At 70.1% G+C, this 23,500-nt stretch carries 14 protein-coding genes; 6 read left to right on the forward strand and 8 right to left on the reverse strand.

Annotated elements, in window-relative coordinates; all coding sequences use genetic code 11:
• Positions 1-9: 9 nt before the first annotated feature.
• Both BIV25_RS01435 and pulA read right to left on the reverse strand, forming a co-directional pair.
• The gene (locus BIV25_RS01435) at positions 10-372 is read right to left on the reverse strand and encodes a 5-carboxymethyl-2-hydroxymuconate Delta-isomerase (RefSeq protein WP_071370232.1); all 363 of its coding nucleotides are present in this window, start codon (positions 370-372) and stop codon (positions 10-12) included.
• A 54-nt stretch (positions 373-426) separates the two neighbouring features.
• Complete coding sequence (gene pulA / locus BIV25_RS01440) at positions 427-5,799, reverse strand: pullulanase-type alpha-1,6-glucosidase (RefSeq protein ID WP_177235121.1); 5,373 nt, start codon at positions 5,797-5,799, stop codon at positions 427-429.
• Between the two features lie 189 nt (positions 5,800-5,988).
• Between pulA and BIV25_RS01445 the strand changes: the two genes are divergently transcribed.
• A complete protein-coding gene (locus BIV25_RS01445) occupies positions 5,989-8,073 on the forward strand; it encodes a carbohydrate-binding module family 20 domain-containing protein (RefSeq protein WP_071370234.1) in 2,085 nt (694 codons plus the stop codon).
• A gap of 10 nt (positions 8,074-8,083) precedes the next feature.
• On the opposite strand, the gene BIV25_RS01450 is transcribed toward BIV25_RS01445, so the two are convergent.
• From BIV25_RS01450 to BIV25_RS01470, 5 genes are all read right to left on the reverse strand, one after another.
• Positions 8,084-9,469: an alpha-amylase family protein gene (locus BIV25_RS01450; RefSeq protein WP_079176375.1), complete on the reverse strand. Its 1,386-nt coding sequence runs from the start codon at positions 9,467-9,469 to the stop codon at positions 8,084-8,086.
• Between the two features lie 123 nt (positions 9,470-9,592).
• Complete coding sequence (locus BIV25_RS01455) at positions 9,593-11,281, reverse strand: glycoside hydrolase family 13 protein (RefSeq protein WP_071370235.1); 1,689 nt, start codon at positions 11,279-11,281, stop codon at positions 9,593-9,595.
• A 180-nt stretch (positions 11,282-11,461) separates the two neighbouring features.
• Positions 11,462-12,367 carry a sugar ABC transporter permease gene (locus BIV25_RS01460; protein ID WP_071370236.1) on the reverse strand — a complete coding sequence of 302 codons (906 nt, stop codon included), beginning with the start codon at positions 12,365-12,367 and terminating at the stop codon, positions 11,462-11,464.
• Positions 12,368-12,386: 19 nt separating this feature from the next.
• Positions 12,387-13,391 (reverse strand): carbohydrate ABC transporter permease, encoded by a 1,005-nt coding sequence (locus BIV25_RS01465; protein ID WP_071370237.1) that lies wholly within the window; start codon positions 13,389-13,391, stop codon positions 12,387-12,389.
• A gap of 99 nt (positions 13,392-13,490) precedes the next feature.
• Positions 13,491-14,771 carry an extracellular solute-binding protein gene (locus BIV25_RS01470; protein ID WP_071370238.1) on the reverse strand — a complete coding sequence of 427 codons (1,281 nt, stop codon included), beginning with the start codon at positions 14,769-14,771 and terminating at the stop codon, positions 13,491-13,493.
• A 322-nt stretch (positions 14,772-15,093) separates the two neighbouring features.
• On the opposite strand from BIV25_RS01470, the gene BIV25_RS01475 reads away from it, so the two are divergent.
• Both BIV25_RS01475 and BIV25_RS01480 read left to right on the forward strand, forming a co-directional pair.
• Complete coding sequence (locus BIV25_RS01475; protein WP_071370239.1) at positions 15,094-16,128, forward strand: LacI family DNA-binding transcriptional regulator; 1,035 nt, start codon at positions 15,094-15,096, stop codon at positions 16,126-16,128.
• A gap of 68 nt (positions 16,129-16,196) precedes the next feature.
• Positions 16,197-17,075 carry a phosphatase PAP2 family protein gene (locus BIV25_RS01480; protein ID WP_071370240.1) on the forward strand — a complete coding sequence of 293 codons (879 nt, stop codon included), beginning with the start codon at positions 16,197-16,199 and terminating at the stop codon, positions 17,073-17,075.
• On the opposite strand, the gene BIV25_RS01485 is transcribed toward BIV25_RS01480, so the two are convergent.
• Positions 17,057-20,071, reverse strand: a complete 3,015-nt coding sequence (locus tag BIV25_RS01485) for a bifunctional [glutamine synthetase] adenylyltransferase/[glutamine synthetase]-adenylyl-L-tyrosine phosphorylase (RefSeq protein WP_071370241.1) — start codon at positions 20,069-20,071, stop codon at positions 17,057-17,059. The genes BIV25_RS01480 and BIV25_RS01485 overlap by 19 nt on opposite strands.
• 253 nt (positions 20,072-20,324) lie before the next feature.
• Here BIV25_RS01485 and BIV25_RS01490 point away from each other — a divergent pair, with 253 nt between their 5' ends.
• From BIV25_RS01490 to BIV25_RS01500, 3 genes are read left to right on the forward strand one after another with little or no spacing between them, the layout of a single operon-like run.
• Complete coding sequence (locus tag BIV25_RS01490) at positions 20,325-21,212, forward strand: alkaline phosphatase family protein (protein WP_071370242.1); 888 nt, start codon at positions 20,325-20,327, stop codon at positions 21,210-21,212.
• A gap of 1 nt (position 21,213) precedes the next feature.
• Positions 21,214-22,482, forward strand: coding sequence for an MFS transporter (locus BIV25_RS01495; protein ID WP_079176377.1), 1,269 nt, complete (start codon positions 21,214-21,216; stop codon positions 22,480-22,482).
• Entirely contained in the window at positions 22,479-23,498 is a 1,020-nt protein-coding gene (locus BIV25_RS01500; RefSeq protein WP_071370243.1) for a TolB-like translocation protein, read from the forward strand. Before BIV25_RS01495 ends, BIV25_RS01500 begins: the two co-directional genes overlap by 4 nt.
• Positions 23,499-23,500: the final 2 nt, after the last annotated feature.

The following is a 23,500-nucleotide window of genomic DNA, read 5'->3' on the forward strand; positions in this document are numbered from 1 at the left end:
CGGCGGCCGCTACCGGTCGAGCTTCCGGTAGGACGCGTCCAGTTCACGGACCTCGACGGAGGCGTGCAGGGCGAGACCCGTGTCCGCCACGTGCCCCCGGAGCAGCTCCAGAGCCGTCTGAGTGAGCTTCGCCTTCGTCTCGTCGCTGCGTCCGGCGAGGAGCCCGATCGTCACGTGCACGATCGCGTGCCCGCGCGCCCCGGGGTCCTCGTACCCGAACACCGTGTACGCGCTCGGCCGGAACTGCGTCTTGCAGGCCTCCGGCTTCGCCGCCGCGATCGCCACGGTCGCCTCGTGCAGCTCCCGGGCGAAGCCCTCGCGGTCGAAGGCGTCGGCCACGAGGTCCGAGTAGTCGATGGTGATCTGCGGCATGGGCACTCCCGTTCTGCGACTGTGGTGCGAACTGTTCTACGACGAGAGCCGACCCTACTTCCCCGCCCGGGTGAACACCGCCACCGTCCGCGCCGGGACCGAGAAGGTGCCCGAACCGGCCGCGTAGGAGGAGGTCTTCACCATCGCGTCCGCACCGGAGGCCTGCACCGGATGCAGCCGGTACGGCGTCCCGGCCAGGGCCGCGACCGTCTGCTCCTGCCGCTGCGGGGTGGCGTTGAAGACGACGACCAGGCCGCCGAGGCGCATGGTGATCACCCCGGGCGTCTCGTCCGTGCCGGACAGCGGGAAGGAGAGCGCGCCCTGCACCTGGGCGGCCGTACCGAGGGAGAACGCCGGCTCGGTCGTGCGGATCCTCAGCAGATCCCGGTAGGCGGCCGAGGCGCCGGTGATCTGCGGGCAGCCGACCCGGACCGTGCCGAGCAGCGGCCTGGCGTACGGCCACTTGGCCTCGTTGTCGGCCGCCATCGGCAGCCCGCGCCCGAAGCCGTTGCCGTCGGCGCAGTTCCAGTGGATGGCGTTGAACCAGTCGCCGCTGTCGAAGGAGTTGCGGTCCAGGGACTTCGAGCGCAGCAGGTCGGTGCCCGCCTGGGAGAGGGCCGGGCCCTGCGAGAGGGCGGCCGTGGCCATCGCCAGGACCTGCATCCGGGCCCGGTCGGCGGCGCTCGTCCGCGCGGGCAGCTTGTAGGTCAGCGCGTCGAACAGCGACTCGTTGTCGTGCGCGTCGACGTAGGCGAGGGCGTCGCCGGGCGCGTCCGCGTAACCGGCGGGCGCGCCGTTGTAGTCGATCTCCGCTCCGGTGACCGCCTTGCCGTCGGTGTCCGTGAACCGGTACTTCGCGAGGTTGCCGCTGAGCCCGACCTTGATCAGGTCCTGGTAGTGCAGCAGCCGGGCCTTCTGTTCGGCCGGAGTGCCGTTGGCGGACGAGGAGTTGGGATCGGTGTAGAGGCCGGAGGCGAAGCCCTGGACGCCGGGGTCGGAGTCGAAGGGGCTGCCGCCGCGTACGGCGTCCCGGGCCCGGTCGGAGAAGGTGGCGATGCCGGTGCCGGCCATGTTCGCCTGCGTGGCCTGCACGAACCGGGCGTCGTTCGCGACCTCGCCGAAGTTCCACCCCTCGCCGTACAGGATGATCTTCTTGCCGTCGACGCCGTCCTTGGCGAGGGTCAGCGCGTCGAGGGCCTTGCGGACGGCGAGGATGTTGGCCTTCGGATGGTGGCCCATGAGGTCGAAGCGGAAGCCGTCGACCTTGTACTCCTTGGCCCAGGTGACGATCGAGTCCACGACCAGCTTGCCCATCATCGCGTTCTCCGGCGCGGTGTTGGAGCAGCAGGTGCTGTTCGCCACCGAGCCGTCGGCCAGGAGCCGCTGGTAGTAGCCGGGCACGACCTTGTCGAGCACGGAGGTGTCCGCCTGGCCGCTCGCCGCGGTGTGGTTGTAGACGACGTCCATGACGACCCTGAGGCCGTCCTGGTTGAGGGACTGGACCATCTGCCGGAACTGGACCGTGCGGGCGGTGCCGTCCGGGTCGGTGGCGTAGGAGCCCTCGGGGACGGTGAAGTGGTACGGGTCGTAGCCCCAGTTGTAGGCGTCCTTCGCGGCGGTCTTCGCCACGCACGCCTGCTGCTGCTCGGAGTCGGCCGGGTAGGAGGCGAGGTCACAGGCCGGGCTCTGCTGCCCGGCCTTCGTCTCCGGGACGGAGGTGAAGTCGAAGACGGGCAGCAGATGCACGTACGACGTCCCGGCCTTCGCCAGCTCCCTCAGGTGCCTGGACCCGTCGCTGTTCTTGTCCGTGAAGGCCAGATAGGTGCCCCGGCCCTTCGCCGGGACGGTGGTGTCGGCGACCGAGAAGTCCCGGACGTGCAGCTCCTGGACCTGCGCGTCCTTCATCGGTACGGCCCTGGGCTTGCGCAGGCCCGCCCAGCCGCTCGGGGCGAGGGACCGGTCGTTCAGGTCGACGACGAGGCTGCGCTCGGAGTTCGCGGTGAGCGCGACCGAGTAGGGGTCGGTGACCTTGTTGACGACCACCCCCCGGACGCTGGGCGCCCAGACCTTCACGACGTACCGGTAGGGCTTGCCCTTCCAGGACGCGGGACCGGTGACGGACCAGACGCCGGTCGTGTCGTCGCGGTGCATGGCCCTGACCGAGCCGTCCAGCTCCAGTGCGACGCTCTGTGCGGTCGGCGCCCAGACGGAGAGGGTCGGCCTGCCGCCGTGGAAGACCGGGCCGAGCGCGGCCTTGGTGGCACCCGGGTAGAGGTCGTCGAGGACGCCCGCGATCTGCACGCCGGTCGCGGCCAGCACGGCGCCGTTCGCGGCGCGCTGCGAGGCGACCAGCTGGCCGGTGAGCGCCGTGCGCACCCGGCCGCGGTCACGCGGGTCGACGGACCAGGCGGTGTCGTCCTTCAGGTACGGGAACTTCGCCTTCTGGGCGTCGGTGAGCGTGGTCTTCTCCAGCCGGATCCAGCGCTCGTCGTCGCTGGTCAGCGCCCCGTCCTTGACGGTGATCGAGCCGTCGTGGGAGGCGAGCAGCTGGGTGGAGGCGGCGCCGTCGGCGCCGTTCCAGGCAAGCGTGTCCCGGTCGATCCAGACCGCCTTGGAGGTGGTCAGGTCGAGCGCGGCCGCGCTGCCCGCCGGCTGCGGGAGCAGGTACTTCTCCTGGCCGTTCAACAGCCACACCTCGTAGCCGTTCGCCTTGAGGTCGAGTGACTGGTCGGCGGCGAGGTCCTTCTCGTCGCCCTTGTGGAAGATGTAGCTGAGGCTGGTGGCACCCGCCGCGAGCGGCACTTCGAAGACCGCGCCATAGGCATCAGTCTTGACCGGCTGAAGGGGTTTCGACCAGTCGGTGGGGTTCGCGGCACCCGTCCAGACGTGCAGGCCCCAGCCGTCGTAGTTGCCGTCGGCACGGTGGTAGTGGAGGACGGCCTTGGTGGTGTCCTGCGCCGGGTACGCGGGCTTCTGTGTGAGGACGTCGGCCTTGCCCTGCTCGACCCAGACCTCACCGGACCTGGTGACGTCGATGCTCCGGTCGGCGGAGACGTCCTTGTTCCCGTTCTTGTCGACGACCAGGAAGCCGACGTTCGAGGCGCCCGGCCTGACCTTGACGTAGGCGAAGGCGCCCCAGGCGTCCCGGCCGGTGAAGGGGTGCCCGGCCGGCCAGGTGGTGGACTCGCCGTCGGCGAGGTCGCCCCAGGCGTACAGGCCCCAGTTGCCGTAGTCGCCGTCGGTGCGCTTGTAGTGGACGATCACGTAGTCCCGCGAGGAGGCCGTGGGGACGGGCGTCGTGGGCGGGGTGCCGCTGGTGCTGCTCGCCGTGGCGCTCGCGGTGTGCCCGGCCGAGTCGATGACGACGGCCTTGTAGCGCAGGGCGGTCCCGGCGGGTACGGCCTTGCCGAGGGTCTGGGTGACCTTGTACGGGGCGTGGTCGGCGGAGCCGAGCACCTGCCACGGGGCGTCTCCGACCTGGGCGGCGAAGACGACCCGGTCGAGCTGTCCCCCGTCGACGTCGGCGCCGAGGCCGACGGTGCCGGTGGCTCCGGCGGCCGGGGCGGTCAGGGTGAGGGTCGGCTTGGCGGCGGGCGCGGCGAGGTGACCGGCGGCCCGGTAGACGACGGCGGACTCGGCCGGGACGGTGACGGTGAGTTCACGGTCTTCGCCGGTCCTCACCGAGCCGGTCGCGCCGTAGATCCCCCGGTACGCCATCTCCGCCGAGCCGGTCGCGAAGGTCGCCGTCTGCGCGGTGTCCGCGTTGTTGAGGGCGACGACGTACTCGGCGCCCGCCTTGGCGTCCGTCCGGGTGAAGGCGTAGATCCCGGCGCCGTCGGCCGCGTACCGCTCGGTCTGGACGCCGTCGGTCAGGGCCGGGTCGGCCTTGCGGAGCCTGGAGAGGGCGGCGATGTCGCGGTAGAGCGGGGCGCCGGTGTCGTAGGAGTCGCTCGCGTGGGTGCGGGTGGTGCCGATCTCGGGGTCCTTGAGGTAGTCGGGCACCTGGGAGGCGAACATGGTCTGGCGGGCGTCCTTGTCGCCGCCGGCGCCGGTGAAGCCCTGCTCGTCGCCGTAGTAGACGACCGGGTTGCCGCGGCTGAGGAACATCACCTCGTTGGCGAGCCGGTCCTTCTTCAGGATCTCGGCGTCGGTCGCCTTCGGGTTGTCCTGCTTCAGGAAGTACCCGATGCGGCCCATGTCGTGGTTGCCGAGGAAGGTGACCTGCTCGTAGGCGTTGGCCTTGTCGGTCGTGTACTTCCAGTCGTCACCGAAGACGCTTCCCAGCTTCCGGGCGCTGCCGCCCTGGGCGGCGTAGGCGCGGGCGGCGTCCTGGAACGGGAAGTCGAGGGTGGCGTCGAGGCGGCCCTGGGTGACGTACGGGGAGGTCACCGAGGTGTCGGCGGAGTAGGTCTCGCCGAACATGAAGAAGTTCTTCCGCCCGTGCGCGGCCGCGTACGTGTCGAGCGCGGTGGCCCACTGGGTCCAGAACTCCATGTCGACGTTCTTGACCGTGTCGATGCGGAAGCCGTCGACGGCGAAGTCCTTCACCCAGCGCTCGTAGATCTTCTCCATGCCCTGGACGACCTCGGGGCGCTCGGTCCACAGGTCGTCGAGGCCGGAGAAGTCGCCGTAGGTCGCGGACTCGCCGGCGAAGGTCGAGTCGCCCCGGTTGTGGTACATCGTCGGGTCGTTGAGCCAGGCCGGGACCTTGCTGTCGCTCGTGACCTGCGGGGTGTACGGGAAGGACGCACCGGAGACGGCCGGGAACTTCCTGGTGCCGTCGGCGTAGTCGCTGTCGTCGAAGGGCTTTCCGTCCTTGGTCAGGTACGGGAATGCGCCCTTGGCGAGGTAGTCGGAGGACTTCTCCCTGTAGTCGATGACGTCGGCGGTGTGGTTGGTGATGACGTCGAAGAAGACCTTCATGCCCTTGGCGTGGGCCTCGGCGATGAGGGTCTTGAGGTCCTGGTTGGTGCCGAAGTGCGGGTCGACCTGGGTGAAGTCGGTGATCCAGTAACCGTGGTAGCCGGCCGAGGCGTTGGCGCCCGTGCCCTGCACGGGCTTGTTCTTGAAGATCGGCGCCATCCAGATGGCGGTGGTGCCGAGCCCCTTGATGTAGTCCAGCTTGCTGGTCAGGCCCTTGAGGTCGCCGCCCTGGTAGAAGCCCTTGTCGGTGGGGTCGTAGCCGGTGGCGAGGCGTGAGCCGGTGAGGCCGCCCCTGTCGTTGGCCCTGTCGCCGTTGGCGAAGCGGTCCGGCATGACGAAGTAGAACTGCTCGCGGGTGTCGTCGTGCCGGGCGGGCTGGGCGGCGAGCGCCGCGTCCGACGGGGGTGCGGGCGGGGTGGCTGCGTGGGCCGCCAGTGGCTGGATCAGGGCGGCGGCGAGGGCTGCGGCGGTGACGGCCGCGGCCCGTCTCGCTCTCGGTATCACAGGCGGTAACTCCTTGCGAATGCGGCTCTCTTGGGTCCGACCCCGCGCGACCGTATCCCCAACGAAAGCTTTACAGCAAGAGGCTTGAAACTCACAGCAAGAAGTTTCAACGTCAACCTTGACGTGCTCTTCTCAACTGCCGCACGCTCACCGGTTGTTGAACCACAACCCTTCTTTTCGGAGCCGCAGATGACCGGAAACCGACATCGGCCCCCGGGTGCCGCGGGTGCCTTCCGCCGGACGGCCGGGGCCACGGCCGCCGGGGCGCTGGCACTCGCGGGCGTGCTCGCCCTGCCGGCGACGCCCGCACAGGCGAGGACGACCGCCAAGGGCGACGTGATCGCCAACCTGTGGGAGTGGAACTGGGACTCGATCGCCTCGGAGTGCACCAATGTGCTGGGCCCGGCGGGCTACGGCGCGGTCCAGGTCGCCCCGCCGGAGGAGTCCCTGAAGCAGACGAACTACTACTGGTGGGACGTCTACCAGCCCTACTCCTACTCCCTGAACAGCCGTTTCGGCTCGCAGGCGAAGTTCGCCGCCATGATCACGGCCTGCCACCAGGCGGGCGTGAAGGTCTACACGGACGCGGTGCTCAACCACACGGCCGCACAGACCGGCACGGGCTACAACGGCACGACGATCACGGACAAGTACTCCACACCCGACTGGTCCCGCACCGACTACCACGACTCCAGCGAGTGCCCGACCTCCGACCTGACCATCCAGGACTACTCGAACCTGACCCAGGTCCAGAACTGCGAACTGCTGGGCCTGCCCGACCTCAAGACCGAGTCGGACACGGTCCGCGCGGGCCTCGCCGACTACCTCGACTCCCAGCTCGCGCTGGGCGTGGACGGCTTCCGGCTCGACGCGGCCAAGCACATCCCCGAGGCCGACCTGACGGCGATCGAGGGCAAGCTGACGAACACGACGTCCGGGACGGCGCCGTACGTCTTCCAGGAGGTGTATCCGGGCGCGACCCCACAGCCGTCGGACTACTACGGCACCGGTGACGTCCTGGACTTCACCTACGCGAGCAGGACGAAGTCGGCGTTCCAGGGCAACGTGAGCGACCTGGCCTCGCTGTCGTCGTCCGGCATCCTGCCCGCCGCCAACTCGGTGTCCTTCGTGACCAACCACGACACCGAGCGCAACGGCACGGACATGTCGTACAAGGACGGCGACACCTACAAGCTGGCGAACCTCTTCCAGCTCGCCTACAAGTGGTCGACGCCGACGGTGTACGCCAGCTGGGAGTGGACCCAGAGCGACCAGGCGCCACCGAACTCCTCGGGTTTCGTGACGAACACGGACTGCTCCACCGGCTCCTGGTACTGCCTGGACCGCGACACCTCCGTGGTCGGCATGGTCGCCTGGCACAACGCGACCGACACTGCCGCGGTCTCCGACTGGCAGACGATGTCCTCGAACGTGATCGGCTTCGGCCGCAGCGGCAAGGGCTTCTTCGCGCTCAACAACGGGACGTCGGCGGCGACCTACACGTTCACGACGGGCATGGCCGACGGGACGTACAGCAACGTCGTCGACGGCGGGAAGACGACGGTGACCGTGTCGGGCGGCAGCGCCTCGATCACCATCCCCGCGAAGAGCGCGGTCGCCTTCTACAACTCCTCCTACACCTGCACGGTGGGCTGCTCCGACGCGGGCGGCGGCTCGGGCGACACGGTCAGCGCGACCTTCGACGAGTACGCGTCGACCACGCCGGGCACCAACGTGTACGTCGTCGGGTCGATCGCGGCCCTCGGCAGCTGGGACACGTCGAAGGCGGTCCAGCTGTCCTCGGCCGGCTACCCCGAGTGGTCCGGCGAGGTGAGCGTGCCGGTCAACACGTCCTTCACCTTCAAGTACCTGAAGAAGGACAGCTCCGGCAACGTGACCTGGGAGTCGAACGCCAACAGATCGGCGGCGACGGCGACTTCGGCCCTCACCCTGAACAACTCCTGGAACGTGGCGGACACGGACGCCACCGACGTCACCTTCCACGAGGACGCGACGACCGACTGGGGCACCAACGTCTACGTCTCCGGCTCCGTCCCCTCGCTCGGCTCCTGGAACACGGCCGACGCCATCCCGCTGTCCCCGGCCTCGTACCCGGACTGGAGCAAGCTCGCCATCGTCCCCAAGAGCACGTCCTTCGAGTACAAATATCTCAAGAAGGACGGCTCCGGGAACGTGACCTGGGAGTCCGGTACGAACCGCGCGTACACGACGGGCAGTTCGTCCGGCTACACGACGAGCGACACCTGGAAGTAGGTCTTCCGGCTCAGCAGCTCGGCTTGCCGGCGTAGATCGCGAGCGCCGTGTTCGAGCCCAGGGTGGCGGTGAACTGCCCACTGGAGTTCACCGCCACTGTCCTGCCGCTCTGCACATCGCAGTAGGTGCCCGCCGCGAGTGAGGTCTGGTACGTACGGGTCAGCGCGGAGGACTCGTGGTTGATCGCCACGTAGCCCTTGCCGCCCCGGCCGAAGGCGATGGCGTTGTTGCCGTCGTCCCACCAGTCGGAGACGGCCTCGCCGTGGGTCGTGTTGCGGAAGGCCACCATCGACTTGATCTCCGGCCAGGCATGCTGGCACTTCCAGCCGTCCTGCCAGCAGGCGGTGACCTGACCGCTGTTCGGCGGGCCCGCGTCCGCGTCCGACCACTCGTAGCCGGAGTTGATGTCGGGGGCGCCGTAGGGCCAGGCGAGCATGAAGACGTTGGCCAGGGTGTAGTCGGCGCCGTCCTTGTAGTTCAGCGTGGAGCCGTTGCGCTCGGTGTCGTGGTTGTCGACGAAGACGCCGGCGACCGAACTGCTCAGATAGCCCCAGCCCTCGCCGAAGTTGGTGAGGTAGGCGAGCTTCTCGCTGGTGAAGACCCGCTTGAGGTCGTAGGCGTAGCGGAACTCCTGGACGTCGCCGTTGCCCGTGTACTCGGAGGGCTGGACGGCCTCGTTCGCGCCGTAGATGACCTCCTGCTTCCAGTAGACGGACGGGTTCGTCAGCCGTGACTTGATGTTGGCCAGGTCCTCGGCCGGGATGTGCTTGGCGGCGTCGATGCGGAAGCCGTCGGCGCCGAGCGAGAGCAGGTCGTTCATGTAGCCGGCGATCGTCTTGCGGACGTGCTCCTCGCCGGTGTCCAGATCGGCAAGGCCGACGAGTTCGCAGTGCTGGACGTTCCAGCGGTCCTGGTAGTTGGTGACCGGGGAGGTGCAGTCGTCGAGGTCGGCCGAGGTATACAGGCCCGGGTAGTCGTACTTCGTGTACGACGAGCCGCCGGTGCCGGTGCCGCTGCCCGCCGACATGTGGTTGATGACGGTGTCGACCACGACCTTCAGCCCGGCCGCGTGACAGGTGTCGATCATGTTCTTGAAGGTGGCCCGGTCACCGAGCCGGCCCGCGATCTTGTACGACACCGGCTGGTACGACGTCCACCACTGCGGCCCCTGTATGTGCTCGGCGGGCGGGGAGACCTGCACGTAGCCGTAGCCGGCGGGGCCGAGGGTGGTGGTGCACTCGCGGGCGACCGAGGCGTAGTTCCACTCGAAGAGGACGGCGGTGACGTCCCTGGTGCCGGGCGGGGAGGCCTCGGCGGTGGTCGGGTTCATGCCAACCGTGAGGCCGAATGTGGCCAGGGTGAGCGCGAGTGCCGCGGGGAGTGTTCTGCGTGCCATGTGGGGGTTCCTTCACCGTTGAAGGCTCTTGCTGAAAAATTTCAGCCAACTTGCGGTGACGGAGATGTTAAAGGCCCGCCGCCTGAAAAGGCAGCGGGCCGTGTGAAGTTGGTGCAAGAGATTTCAGTGACGGGTGGTGAACCACACCGTCGTGTCGGCCGGCACGGTCGCCTCGCCGTCGGCCGCGACCGGCTCACCGCTGACGAGCAGGACCCGGCCGTACGCCGGAACGGTCACCGCCTCCCCCGTGGTGTTGGCGACGCAGACGAACGTGCCCCGGCGGAAGGCCAGGAGGCCGTCCGGCGCGGGCAGCCACTCCACCGCGTCGCCCGCGCCGAGCGCGGGGTGTTCCCGGCGCGTGGCAAGCGCGGCCCGGTACAGCTCCAGGGTGGAGCCGGCCGCTCCGGTCTGCGCCTGGACACTCAGTTCGGCCCACTCGGCCGGCTGCGGCAGCCAGCTGCCCCCGTCGCCGAAGCCGTACGACGGCCCCGTGCGGGTCCACGGGATCGGCACCCGGCAGCCGTCGCGGAAGCCGTCCTGGCCGGCGCCCCGGAAGTACGCCGGGTCCTGGCGCACCTCGTCGGGCAGGTCCACGACGTCGGGCAGGCCCAGCTCCTCGCCCTGGTAGACGTACGCCGAGCCGGGCAGCGCGAGCATGAGGAGGGTGGCGGCGCGGGCACGGCGCAGACCCAGCTCCCGGTCGCCGGCGGTGCGGATCTGGGTGCCGAGGCCGGGCGGGTTGGCGAAGCGGGTGGCGTGCCTGGTGACGTCGTGGTTGGACAGGACCCAGGTGGCGGGGGCGCCGACGGGGCGCATCGCCTCCAGGGTGCGGTCGATGACCGTACGGAGCTCCTTCGCGTCCCACTCCGTCGACAGGTACTGGAAGTTGAAGGCCTGGTGCAGCTCGTCCGGACGGACGTAGTTGGCGGTGCGCTCGACGGTCGGCGTCCACGCCTCGGCGACAAAAATCCGCTCGCCGGAATACTCGTCCAGGATCGTGCGCCACTGGCGGTAGATCGCGTGCACGCCGTCCTGGTCGAAGAACGGCATGACATCGTTGCCCAGCAGCTTGAGTTGGTCGTGCGCGCCCAGGTCGGGCAGCCCGGCGGCCTTGACCAGGCCGTGGGCGACGTCGATGCGGAAGCCGTCGACGCCCATGTCCAGCCAGAAGCGCAGGATCGAGCGGAACTCGTCGCCGACCGCCGGGTGTTCCCAGTTGAAGTCGGGCTGCTCGGGCGCGAAGAGGTGGAGGTACCAGTCGCCGAGACGGCCGTCGGGCTCGGTGACCCGTGTCCAGGCCGGGCCGCCGAAGATGGACTCCCAGTCGTTGGGCGGGAGTTCGCCGTTCTTCCCCTTGCCGGGGCGGAAGTGGTAGCGGTCGCGCAGCGGCGAACCCGGGCCCTCGGCGAGGGCGCGCTTGAACCACTCGTGCTGGTCGGAGGAATGGTTCGGGACGAGGTCGACGATGATGCGCAGACCCAGCTCGTGCGCGTCGCGGATCAGCGCGTCGGCGTCGAGCAGGTTGCCGAACATCGGGTCGACGGCACGGTAGTCGGCGACGTCGTAGCCGGCGTCGGCCTGCGGGGAGGCGTAGAAGGGGCTGAGCCACACGGCGTCGACGCCGAGGTCGCGCAGGTACGGCAGGCGGGCGCGGATGCCTGCCAGGTCACCCATGCCGTCGCCGTCGCCGTCGGCGAAGCTGCGGGGATAGACCTGGTAGATGACCGCGTCCCGCCACCAGTCGCGGCGGTCGGCGACGGCGGCGGCTGCGGTGGTGTGGGGGGCCGGTGCGGCAGGGTGCTGCTGGCTCATGGCGTCCTTGATCTGTCAGGGAGTTCGGGTCATGGGCGCGTGGGCGTTGGTACGGCGACGGGTGCCGGGGACCGGGGGGTGCTGCTTGGTGCGGGGCGGCCGCGGTCACAGCGGGGTCGGATGGAGATCGCGGCCGCCCACCCGCGCATCGTCGTGCGCGGGAGTCTTCTTCAGGGGCCGTCAGCCCTTCGTGCCGCCCGCGGTCAGGCCGGTGACGAGGTTCTTCTGCACGAGGTAGAAGAACGCCGACACGGGTATCGCGATCAGCACCGCGGTGGCGGCCATGTAGTTCCACTGGGCGTCGTGCTCGCTGACGAAGGTCTGCAGGCCCACGGCGAAGGTGTACTTCGAGTCGTCCAGCATGAAGGTCGTCGCGAAGGCGACCTCGCCGACGGCGGTGATGAAGTTGTAGAAGGCGGCCACCGCCAGGCCCGGGCGGGCCAGCGGCAGGATCAGCCGGAAGAAGGTGCCGAACGGGCTGAGCCCGTCGACGCGTCCGGCCTCGTCTATCTCGAAGGGGATGGTGTCGAAGTACCCCTTGAGCAGCCAGGCGCTGTACGGCACGGCCGTGGTGCAGTTGATGATGATCAGCGCCCAGTAGGTGTCGATGAGGCCGAGATCGCTGAAGATCTGGTACATCGGCACGATCAGGATGGCGATCGGGAAGGCCTGCGTGAGCAGCAGGACCCACATCAGCTGCTTGTAGCCGGGAAAGCGCATCCGGGAGACCGCGTAGCCGGTGGTGGCGGCGACGAGGACACCGATCAGGGTGGTGCCCACGGCCACGATCATCGTCGACTTGAACCAGTCGAAGAAGCCGGTGTGCCGGAGCACGAAGCTGTAGTTGGAGAACGACAGCTTGCCCGCGATCCTGCCCGGGTGGAGGTAGTCGTCCTTGTCCGGGCCGAGGGAGAGGTAGCACAGCCAGGCCACCGGGGCGAGCGCGACGAGGCCCGCCACGGCGAGGCCGCCGTGCAGCAGGGCGGCGCCGAGCGGGCCGCGTTCCCCGCGCCGGCGCACCCGGCGCGGCGGTGCGGCGGCGGGGGCCGGTGCGGCCACAGTCTCTTCGATGGTCGTGGTGCTCATGGCGGCGGCTCCTGCGGCGTCAGACGGCGAGCTGGTCATTGCGCTTCAGCCAGCGGAAGTAGAAGGAGGTGAAGACGACGAGGATCGACAGCAGCAGCACGCCGTACGCGGCGGACTGGGCGAAGTCCCGCGGCTGCTGTCCGAAGCCCAGCTGGTAGGCCCAGGTCACGAGGATCTGGGTGTCGGGCGCGCTGGTGGGGCCGAACAGCAGGAAGATGATGATGAACTGGTTGAAGGTCCAGATGATGCCGAGCAGGACGACGGTGGAGCTGACGGACCGCAGCCCCGGCAGGGTGACGTGCCTGAAGCGCTGCCAGGCGCTCGCGCCGTCCATCTCGGCCGCCTCGTAGAGCGTGGAGTCGATGGACTGCAGGCCGCCGAGCAGCGAGAGCATCATGAACGGCACGCCGCACCAGGTGTTGACCATGATCGCGGCGAACCGCTGCCAGAAGGTGTCCTCCAGCCACTGCGGCTGGGGCAGGTGCAGGGAGTGCAGGACCTGGTTGAGCACGCCGGAGTCGGCGAGCATGATCCGCCAGGAGAAGACGGTGACGAAGGTCGGCACGGCCCAGGGCAGGACGAGGACCAGCCGGTAGAAGGTGCGGCCGCGCAGCTTCTGGTTGAGCATGAGCGCGAGGCCGAGGCCGATCGTGTAGTGCAGGAACACGCAGGCGGCCGTCCAGAAGACGGTCCACAGGAAGTGCGACCAGAAGCGGTCGTACGCCGTCGGGCCGAACAGGATGTCCTTGTAGTTGTCCAGGCCGACGAACTTGTAGGTGGCCGCGATGTGGTTGACGCCGATCGTGCGCGCCGAGTTGAGGCTGTTGGCGTCGGTGAGGGTGAGGTAGACGCCGCGGATCAGCGGGTAGGCGACGATGCCGGCGAGCACGAGGACCACCGGGGCGATCATCGCGTAGGCGTACCAGTACTTCTGGTAGCCGTGTCTGATGCGCTGCCCCAGCCCGGGCCGAGGCGCGCGGTCACCGCGGCGCTTGCCGGTCGCGCGGTCGATGGCGACTGTCATGGTTCGACACCTTCAGAGTTCAAGGAGGGTGGGCCGGGCACAGGGCGGTGACCGCCGGGTCCTTCCCCCCTCGACGGAGGACCCGGCGGCCACGCGGGCTTACTTGCTGAAGTCGGGCACCAGCTTGGCGATGGCCAGCTGGGCGTTGCCCAGACCCTGGTCCAGCGACTCCTTGCCGTCGGCGATCTTCGGCAGTTCCTGGTCGAGCGGGGTCCACAGGCTGCTGTACTCGGGCAGCGCCGGGCGCGGCTGGGCGGCGGAGAGGACACCCTGGTAACCGGCGATCCCGGGGTCGGACTTGACCTGGGCGGTGTAGGCGTCGCTGCGGGTGGGCAGGGTGGAGTTCTTCAGGGCGATGGCCTCCTGGGACTTCGCCGAGGTCATGAACTTCACGAACTTCAGGGCCGCGTCCTGGTGGGCCTTGTCGGAGCCGGCGTAGACCGAGAGGTTGTGGCCGCCGGTCGGGGCGCCCGCCTTGCCGGTGGAGCCGGCCGGGACGACGGCGATGCCGAGGTTGGACTTGTCCTTGAAGGCGCTGCCCTTGTAGAAGTTCGTGATCTCCCACGGACCCTGGAGGATCGCGGCGACCTTGCCGTTGACGAACGCGTCCGAGATATGGGCGTAGGCGTCGGCGGTGGTGTCGGCCTTGTGCAGGCCCTTGCCGGAGAACAGGCTCAGCCAGGTGCCGTAGGCCTTCTTCGCGGCGGCCGAGTCGACGGTGATCTTCTTCGCGGCGGCGTCGACGGTGTCGGTGCCCTCGCCGTAGAGGAACGGCTCGCCGTAGTAGGCCTGGGTGGAGCCCCAGTAGCCGTCGGCGCCGGTCTTGTCCTTGACCTTGGCGGCGTCCGACTTCAGCTCGTCCCAGGTCTTGGGGGCCTCGGTGATGCCGGCCTTCTTGAAGAGCGCCTTGTTGTAGACGAGCGCGAGGGTGTCGGTGACCAGCGGGACGCCGTAGGTCTTGCCCTCGTACTGCGCCTGCTTGATCAGGTTCGGCTCGAAGCTGCTCTGCTCGGAGAGGGCCTCGGTGCCGTCCAGCGGCAGGAAGTAGCCCTTCTTCGCGAAGGCCGGGGTCCAGCCGACCTCGGAGCGCAGGATGTCCGGGGCGCCCTTGGAGCCGGCCGCGGTGTCGAACTTGTTCTGCGCCTGGTCGAAGGGCACGTTGACGTACTTGACCTTGATGTTCTTGTTCTGGGCCTCGAACTGCTGGACCAGGGCCTGGTACGTCGGTGCCTCGTTCGTGGCGTTGGAGGTGTCCCACCAGGTGATGGTGACCGGCCCGCCGGCCTTGCCACCGCTACCGCTGTCGCTGCTCCCGCCGCAGGCCGTCGCCGCGAGGGCGAAGGACGCCACCAGCGCGGAGGCCGCTATGCCACGCCGCATGAGTTCTCCTTGAGGGGTTGAGGCCCGTGTGGTGCCGACTGCGCCGTTGCCGCGGCCGGGCGACTGGGAACGTAACAGCGATGTAAGCGTTGCGAAAGACCTTGCAGAAAAAAAGTGCAAGGGAACACGATGGTTACCCTGTTGTGACCGCTCAGCAGACGAGTGGTGCTTGTGCAAGACTCTGCAAGCTCTTGCCATCACCAGGCCGACAGAAGGACGAGGAGTGCCCATGGCACAGCAATCCGCACGGGGCCGGCAGGCCGCCCGTGCCCGGCGTCCGGCTGGTGGGCAAGGCGTCATACGACCGGTACAGTCCAGTGCCGTGACCACACGGCTTGCCGATATCGCTGCGCAGGCGGGGGTGAGCGAAGCGACCGTCAGCAGGGTCCTCAACGGGAAGCCGGGCGTCGCCGCCACCACCCGTCAGTCCGTGCTGGCCGCGCTGGACGTCCTCGGCTACGAGCGCCCGGTGCGGCTGCGGCAGCGCAGCGAGGGGCTGGTCGGTCTGATCACCCCCGAGCTGGAGAACCCGATATTCCCGGCCCTGGCCCAGGTCATCGGCCAGGCGCTGACCCGCCAGGGCTACACACCGGTGCTCGCCACGCAGACCCCCGGCGGGTCGACCGAGGACGAGCTGACCGAGATGCTGGTGGACCGCGGGGTCGCCGGGATCATCTACGTCTCCGGGCTGCACGCGGACACCACCGCCGACATGCAGCGCTACGAGCGGCTGCGGGCGCAGGGCGTGCCGTTCGTGCTGGTGGACGGCTTCTCGCCGAAGGTGCAGGCGCCCTTCATCTCCCCCGACGACCGGGCCGCGATGACGCTCGCGGTGACCCACCTGGTGTCGCTGGGCCACACCCGGATCGGGCTGGCGCTCGGGCCGAAGCGGTTCGTGCCCGTGCAGCGCAAGATCGAGGGGTTCGTGCGGGCCGTGCAGGACCAGCTGGGGCTGGACGCCGGTACGGTCGAGGCGGAGCTGATCCAGCACTCGCTGTACACCCTGGAGGGCGGTCAGGCGGCGGCGAGCGCTCTCATCGACCGCGGTTGCACGGCCGTGGTGTGCGCGAGCGACATGATGGCGCTCGGTGCCATACGGGCCGCCCGGCAGCGGGGGCTGGAGGTGCCGCGCGACGTCTCGGTGGTCGGTTTCGACGACTCCCCGCTGATCGCGTTCACCGATCCGCCGCTGACCACCGTGCGCAAGCCGGTGCCGGCGATGGGGCAGGCCGCGGTGCGCACGCTGCTGGAGGAGGTCGGCGGAACGCCCGCGCCGCACAGCGAGTTCGTCTTCATGCCGGAACTGGTGGTGCGCGGTTCGACCGCTTCGGCGCCGAACGTCCTCCGTACGTCGTAGAAGGTGCGGTCCGGACCCGACCTTGGGATGATCTGTCGGAGAAGCCTTTTCTGGCAGACTTGATGCCTATGAGTGACTCGACCGTGACGCAGTCGGAAGGTCGCGAAAAGGCGGCCGTTCCGAGGGCGGTCACGGGCGAGGGCACACCGGGTCCGCGCCGCGGGTTGCGCCGGTCCCGGCGGCCCCGGCTCTGGTTCGAGATCCTTCTGATCGCGGTGAGTTACTGGACGTACTCACTGATCCGCAACGCCGTCCCGGAGCAGAAGGCCGAGGCGCTGCGCAACGCGGACTGGATCTGGCGCGTCGAGCACGCTCTGGGCATCGCCGTGGAGCAGTCGGTCAACCACGCCGTGAACTCGGTGACTTGGCTGATCATCGGGATGAACTACTACTACGCCACACTGCACTTCATCATCACGCTGGGAGTGCTGGTGTGGCTGTACCGCCGGCATCCGGGGCGGTACGCGGCGGCGCGGCTGGCGCTCTTCGCGACCACGGGTGTGGCACTGGTCGGTTACTACCTGTTCCCGCTCGCACCGCCCCGGCTGATGCGCGGCGGGCACTTCGTCGACACCGTGCTGGTGCACCACACCTGGGGCTCGATGGCCTCCGGCGACCTCAAGCACATGTCCAACCAGTACGCCGCGATGCCGTCGATGCACATCGGCTGGTCGCTGTGGTGCGGGCTGACGATCTTCGCGCTGGCGTCCGTGCCGTGGGTGCGGGTGCTGGGTTTGCTGTATCCGGCCACGACCCTGCTCGTCATCGTCTCCACCGCCAACCACTTCTGGCTGGACGCGGTGGGCGGCGTGCTCTGCCTGAGCTTCGGGTTCGGGGTGGCCCGGATCGTGTACGGGGCGGTGCCGCACCGGCTGCCACGGATCGTGGCGGAGCCGGTCGGGGACTCGGTCGCGGCACCAGCCGATCGTCACGTTCCGTCGCCGTAGAACAGCTCCTCGACGGTGGTGCGCGCCCGGCGCGTCGTACGGCGGTACGCGTCCAGCATGTCCCCCGCGTGACCGGAGCCGTAGCCCAGGTAGCGGCCCACCGCCGCCAGCTCGCGCGGCTCCGTGGGGAAGGTGTCGCCCGCCCGGCCGCGGACCAGCATCACCGCGTTGCGCACCCGGGTGGCCAGGACCCATGCCTCGTCCAGGACCTCCGTGTCCTCGGCGGACAGCAGCCCGGCCTCGCGGGCGGCGGCGAGGGCCTCGCGGGTGCGGGTGGTGCGCAGGCCGGGCAGTTCCCAGCCGTGCCGGAGCTGGAGCAGCTGGACGGTCCACTCGACGTCCGACAGGCCGCCCGGGCCGAGCTTCGTGTGCAGCTTGGGGTCGGCGCCGCGCGGCAGGCGTTCGGACTCCATGCGGGCCTTCAGCCGGCGGATCTCTCGGACGGCGTCCTCGGCCAGGCCGTGGCGGGGGTAGCGGTGCGGGTCGATGAGCTCGGTGAAGCGCCGGCCGAGGTCCTCGTCCCCGGCGACGGGCTCGGCGCGCAGCAGGGCCTGCGACTCCCAGACCAGTGACCAGCGGCGGTAGTACGCCTCGTACGCCTTCAGCGTGCGCACCAGCGGGCCCGACTTGCCCTCCGGGCGCAGGTCGGCGTCGATGAGCAGCGGCGGGTCGGCGCTGGGGATCTGGAGCAGGCGGCGCATCTCGGCGACCACCTTGTTCGCGGCGGCGGAGGCCTCGTGCTCGGGCACGCCGTCCTGCGGTTCGTGGACGAAGAGGACGTCGGCGTCCGAGCCGTAGCCCAGCTCGTGACCGCCGAACCGGCCCATCCCTATCATCGTGAAACGGGTCGGGAGCGTGTCGCCCCAGCCGTCGCGCACCACGGCGCGCAGGGTGCCGGCGAGGGTGGCCGCGGTGAGGTCCGAGACCGCCGCGCCGACCCGGTCCACCAGGGCGCCCTGGTCGGCCTCGGCCGGGCGGGTCTCGGTGCCGTAGGAGCCGACGATGTCGGCGGCGGCCGTACGGAACAGCTCGCGCCGGCGTACGCCGCGGGCGGCGGTGACGCCCTGCTCGGCGTTCTCGGCACGGCCCACCGCCGCGAGGATCTCCTGCTCCAGAGGGGTGCGCTCGCGGGGGGTGAGGCCGGCTCCGGGCATGCCGGTGCCGTCGCCGTCGCCCAGCAGGGCCACCGCCTCGGGGGCGCGCATCAGGAGGTCGGGGGCGAGGCGGCCCGCCGAGAGGACCCGGGCGAGGTTCTCCGCCGCCGCGCCCTCGTCGCGCAGGAGGCGCAGGTACCAAGGGGTCTTGCCGAGTGCGTCGGAGACCTTGCGGAAGTTCAGCAGGCCCGCGTCCGGGTCCGCCGAGTCGGCGAACCAGCCGAGGAGGACGGGCAGGAGGGTGCGCTGGATGGCCGCCTTGCGGGTCACGCCGGAGGCCAGGGCCTCCAGGTGGCGCAGGGCCGCCGCCGGGTCGGCGTAGCCGAGGGCGACGAGGCGTTCGCGGGCGGCCACGGCGCTCAGCCGGGCCTCGCCCGGGGCGAGTTGGGCGACGGCGTCGAGGAGGGGGCGGTAGAAGAGCTTCTCGTGCAGGCGCCGTACGACGCCGGTGTGTCTCTTCCATTCGCGGTTCAGTTCCGCGACGGGGTCCGTGCGCAGGCCGAGGGAGCGGCCGAGGCGGCGCTGGTCCTCCTCGGCCACGGGGACGAGGTGGGTACGGCGCAGGCGGTACAGCTGGATGCGGTGCTCCATGGCGCGCAGGAAGCGGTACGCCTCGTCCAGGCGGGCGGCGTCCTCGCGGCCCACGTAGCCCCCGGCGGCCAGGGCCTGGAGGGCGTCCAGGGTGGTGCCGCTGCGCAGGGACTGGTCGGTGCGGCCGTGGACGAGCTGGAGGAGCTGGACGGCGAACTCGACGTCGCGCAGGCCGCCGGGGCCGAGTTTGAGTTCCCGGTCGATCTCGGAGGCGGGGATGTTGTCGATGACGCGGCGGCGCATCTTCTGGACGTCCGGTACGAAGTTCTCGCGTTCGGCGGCCTGCCAGACCAGGGGTTCGAGCGCGTCGACGTAGGCCCGGCCGAGGGTGGCGTCGCCGGCGACCGGGCGGGCCTTGAGCAGGGCCTGGAACTCCCAGGTCTTCGCCCAGCGTTGGTAGTAGGCGAGGTGGGAGGAGAGAGTGCGGACGAGGGGGCCGTTGCGGCCCTCGGGGCGGAGGTTGGCGTCCACCGGCCAGATGGAGCCCTCGACCGTGGTCTCCGAGCAGATGCGCATGAGGTGCGAGGCGAGGCGGGTGGCGGCGGTGAGGGCCTTGGCCTCGGTGGCGGACTCCGTCGCCTCCGCCACGAAGATCACGTCCACGTCGGAGACGTAGTTCAGTTCGTGGCCGCCGCACTTGCCCATCGCGATCACCGCCAGGCGGCAGGCCGCGGCGTCCTCGGGGGCGTCCGCCTGTGCCATGGCCAGGGCGGTGCGCAGGGTGGCGGACGCGAGGTCCGCGAGTTCGGCCGCCGTCTGGGCCACGTCGGTGGTGCCGCAGACGTCGCGGGCGGCGATGGAGAGCAGGCAGCGGCGGTAGGCCACGCGGAGCGAGACCGGGTCGGCGGCCTCGGCCAGGCCGCGCTCGAACTCCGCGAGGCCGGGGTGGAGGTCGTGCGGCTCGTAGGTGACCAGGGCCTGCCAGTCGGCGGGGTGGCGGGCGAGGTGGTCGGTGAGGGCGGTGGAGGCGCCGAGGACGCCCAGGAGACGGTCGCGGAGGGGTTTGGCCGCGATGAGGGTGTCGAGGAGTTCGCGGTGGTCCGTGGGGGTGGGCTGGGCCTCCACGAGGCGGACGAGGCCGTGCAGGGCCAGGTCCGGGTCGGCGGTGGCGCCCAGGGCCGCGAGGAGGACGGGGTCGTTGCGGACGGGGGCCAGTTCGGGGCCGTCGAGGAGGCGCTCGGCGGCGGAGGGGTCGGTGAAGCCGTGTCGTAGCAGGCGGGTGAAGGTGCTGCTCCTGCGGCCCGGCGTCATGCTCGGCCTCCCCTGGGATCTCGGTCGTCCTGGACTGAGCCTAGCCGGATGCGGGGGGTGGGCGGCCCGGGCGGAGGTGGCAGAGGTGGCCATCGTTGTGCGCGGTCCACCGGTCGGTACCGGTGGTGGTCGCATCAGGCGTTCATCCGGTCTTCACCGTCTGGGTTGGGGGGCTTGGGGTGGGGGAATGTTGGCGTGTGCATGCTCTGTCCGCACCGCCAACCCCGTTCCTTCCCCCCACCCGGAGGTTGATGTGTCCGGCAGTTCCGTCTACCGCCGTGCCCGTACGGTCGTGGCGTCGGCAACCGCCTTCGCCGCGGCAGCGGTCGGGCTGTGGGCCGGGCTCGGTGGCGCGTCCGCGCACGCCGCGAGCGCCGTCCCGAGCCCGGATCACGTGATCGTCGTGGTCCTTGAGAACCATGCGTACAGCCAGGTCATCGGTTCCTCCAGCGCTCCGTACATCAACTCGCTGGTGTCGGGAGGTGCCAATCTGACGCAGGCGCACGCCGAGACCCACCCGAGCCAGCCGAACTACTTCGCCCTGTTCTCCGGTGACACACAGGGGATCACGGACGACAGCTGCTACACCCCGGGGTTCTCGTCCGCCCCGAACCTGGCGTCCGAGCTGATCGACGCCGGGCGCAGCTGGGCCAGCTACAACGAGTCACTGCCCAGCCAGGGTTCGACCACCTGCAGCAGCGGCAAGTACGCGCGCAAGCACAACCCGTGGTTCGGCTTCAGCAACGTGCCGACCTCCAGCGCGAAGACGTTCGCGCAGTTCCCGACCGACTACTCGACACTGCCGCAGCTGTCGTTCGTGACGCCGAACCTGTGCAGCGACATGCACGACTGCTCGGTGGCCACCGGTGACACCTGGCTGAAGAACAACCTCGGCGCGTACGCCACGTGGGCCAAGACCCACAACAGCCTGCTCGTCGTCACGTTCGACGAGGACAACTCGCTCAGCGGCAACCGCATCCCGACGGTTCTGTACGGGCAGCCGGTCACGGCCGGGTCGTCCAGTTCCACGACGTACGACCACTACGACCTGCTGCGCACCCTGGAGGACACGCAGGGGCTGAGCACGCACGCGGGCAACGCCTCCTCCGCGCAGGACATCACCGGTATCTGGGCGTCCTGACGTGTACGTAGCGGACAGCCGCGCAACGCAGACGTCCGCTGACGGCGCCGTCCGGCCTCCGGCCGGGCGGCGCCGGGGCGTGGTCGCTCCCGCCGTCCTCGCCCTGGGTGCCGTCAGTCTCGTCACGGACGTGTCGTCCGAGATGGTCACGGCCGTGCTGCCGTTGTACCTGGTGACGGGGCTCGGGCTGTCGCCGCTGGGCTTCGGCCTGCTGGACGGCATCTACAACGGTTTCTCGGCGCTCGTCCGGCTCGTGGGCGGGCATCTGGCGGACCGGGGCGGCGGGCGGCACAAGTGGGTCGCCGGGGTCGGGTACGCCGTCTCCGCCCTGTGCAAGCCGCTGTTGCTGGTCGCCCACTCGCTGACGCCGATCGGGCTGGTGCTCGCCGCCGACCGGACGGGTAAGGGGCTGCGGACGGCGCCGAGGGATGCCCTGATCTCGTTGTCCAGTACGCCGGAGGCGCGGGGGCGGGCGTTCGGGGTGCACCGGGCCATGGACACGGCGGGTGCGCTGCTCGGACCGCTGGTGGCGTTCCTGATCCTGCGGGCGACCGTGGACGGGTACGACGCCGTGTTCACCGTCAGTTTCTGTGTGGCCGTGCTCGGCGTGCTGGTGCTGGTGCTGTTCGTGCCGGGCGGGCGGGGGGACGGCGGTGGCGCGGTCCCTGGTGAGCGGCCCACGCTGACGGCCGCCCTGCGGCTGCTGGGGCGCCGTGACCTGCGCCGGATCACCGTGTGTGCGCTGCTGCTCGGTCTGGCGACGGTCAGCGACTCGTTCGTGTATCTGCTGCTCCAGCGGCGGCTGGGCGTCCCCGACCGGTGGTTCGCGTTGCTGCCGCTCGGTACGGCCGGCGCGTTCCTGCTGCTGGCGATCCCGCTCGGCCGGCTCGCGGACCGGGTGGGGAGGTGGGCCGTGTTCCTGGGCGGGCACGGGGCGTTGCTCGTCGCGTACGCGCTTCTGCTCACGTCGTGGCACGGCACCGGGCTGCCGTACGTCGTCCTCGCCCTGCACGGCACCTTCTACGCGGCCACGGACGGCGTGCTGATGGCGGCGGCCTCGGACGGGGTGCCGGAGGCGCTGCGCTCGTCCGGGCTGGCGCTCGTGCAGACCGGGCAGGCGATGGCCCGGTTCGCCTGCTCGCTGCTGTTCGGGGCGGCCTGGACGGTGTGGGGCGACCGGGCGGCGCTGTCCGGGGCGGCGATGGCTCTGGTCGGCTGTGCCGTGTTCTCCCTGACCGTGCGTCCGAAGGGGACGGTGACCACCGCATGAGCGTACGCAACCGCATCCTGGTCCTGGTCTCGGCCGTCGCCGTGCTGGCCGCGATCGGGGTGGCCTCCGTCCTGCACGCCTCGGCCCGGGCCGAGCGCCGTGACCAGGTCCAGGCGGGCGGGCCGCGAGTCACATCGGGGACGGTCACGTTGACCGGGAGCGGGCGGATGGTCTTCCGGAACATGGCGTGGGGGCCGCACCGGGACGAGCTGACGTCCGTTCCGGCGGACGATCCGGGCGGGGCGCGCACCGCCTCCGGCGTCAAGTGCCTGCGTTTTGACGCCGCTTCGGGGGTGGGCGTGTGCCTGCAGGCCGTGCACGGTCCGGTGTCGGACACGTACCGGGCGGTGATCCTGGACGCGCGGCTGCGGACGGTGCACCGGTACGACGTCCCGGGCATTCCGTCGCGGGCGCGGGTCTCGCCGACCGGTCACTTCGCGGCCTGGACCGCGTTCGTGGGCGGTGACAGCTATGCCGGTACGAACTTCTCCACGCGCGCGGCCATCGTGGACACGCGCAGCGGTGAGCTGATCCCGTCGCTGGAGGACTTCCGGATCGTCAAGGACGGGCGGCCGTACCGGGCGGCCGACGCCAACTTCTGGGGCGTCACGTTCGCGGCGGACGACCGCACCTTCTACGCCACGCTGGCGACGGGTGGGAGCACCTATCTGGTCCGGGGCGACCTGCGCACCCGTACGGTCACGGCCCTGCGCACGAACGTGGAGTGCCCGTCGCTGTCGCCGGACGGTACGCGCATCGCCTACAAGAAACGGGTCGAGGGGCTGCCCAAGGACGCCCCCTGGCATCTGTACGTCCTCGATCTGCGGACGATGAAGGAGACCGCGCTCGCCGAGCCGAGGAGCGTGGACGACCAGGTGGTGTGGCGCGACGGGCGCACGCTCGTGTACGCGCTGCCGGGCGACTACGGCGCCGACCTCTACACCGTCCCCGCGGACGGCTCCGGTGCGCCGCGCCGGATCGCCTCCGCCGCGCTGTCCGCCGCGTTCCCGAAGTGAGT

Origin of the sequence: Streptomyces sp. MUSC 14, from assembly GCF_001866675.1 — a bacterium.
GTDB lineage: Bacteria > Actinomycetota > Actinomycetes > Streptomycetales > Streptomycetaceae > Streptomyces.

Coding starts and splice junctions, on each gene's coding strand:
- BIV25_RS01435 (WP_071370232.1), bottom strand. CDS start 372: ATGCCGCAGATCACCATCGACTACTCGGACCTCGTGGCCGACGCCTTC.
- BIV25_RS01445 (WP_071370234.1), top strand. CDS start 5,989: ATGACCGGAAACCGACATCGGCCCCCGGGTGCCGCGGGTGCCTTCCGC.
- BIV25_RS01450 (WP_079176375.1), bottom strand. CDS start 9,469: ATGGCACGCAGAACACTCCCCGCGGCACTCGCGCTCACCCTGGCCACA.
- BIV25_RS01455 (WP_071370235.1), bottom strand. CDS start 11,281: ATGAGCCAGCAGCACCCTGCCGCACCGGCCCCCCACACCACCGCAGCC.
- BIV25_RS01460 (WP_071370236.1), bottom strand. CDS start 12,367: ATGAGCACCACGACCATCGAAGAGACTGTGGCCGCACCGGCCCCCGCC.
- BIV25_RS01465 (WP_071370237.1), bottom strand. CDS start 13,391: ATGACAGTCGCCATCGACCGCGCGACCGGCAAGCGCCGCGGTGACCGC.
- BIV25_RS01470 (WP_071370238.1), bottom strand. CDS start 14,771: ATGCGGCGTGGCATAGCGGCCTCCGCGCTGGTGGCGTCCTTCGCCCTC.
- BIV25_RS01480 (WP_071370240.1), top strand. CDS start 16,197: ATGAGTGACTCGACCGTGACGCAGTCGGAAGGTCGCGAAAAGGCGGCC.
- BIV25_RS01485 (WP_071370241.1), bottom strand. CDS start 20,071: ATGACGCCGGGCCGCAGGAGCAGCACCTTCACCCGCCTGCTACGACAC.
- BIV25_RS01500 (WP_071370243.1), top strand. CDS start 22,479: ATGAGCGTACGCAACCGCATCCTGGTCCTGGTCTCGGCCGTCGCCGTG.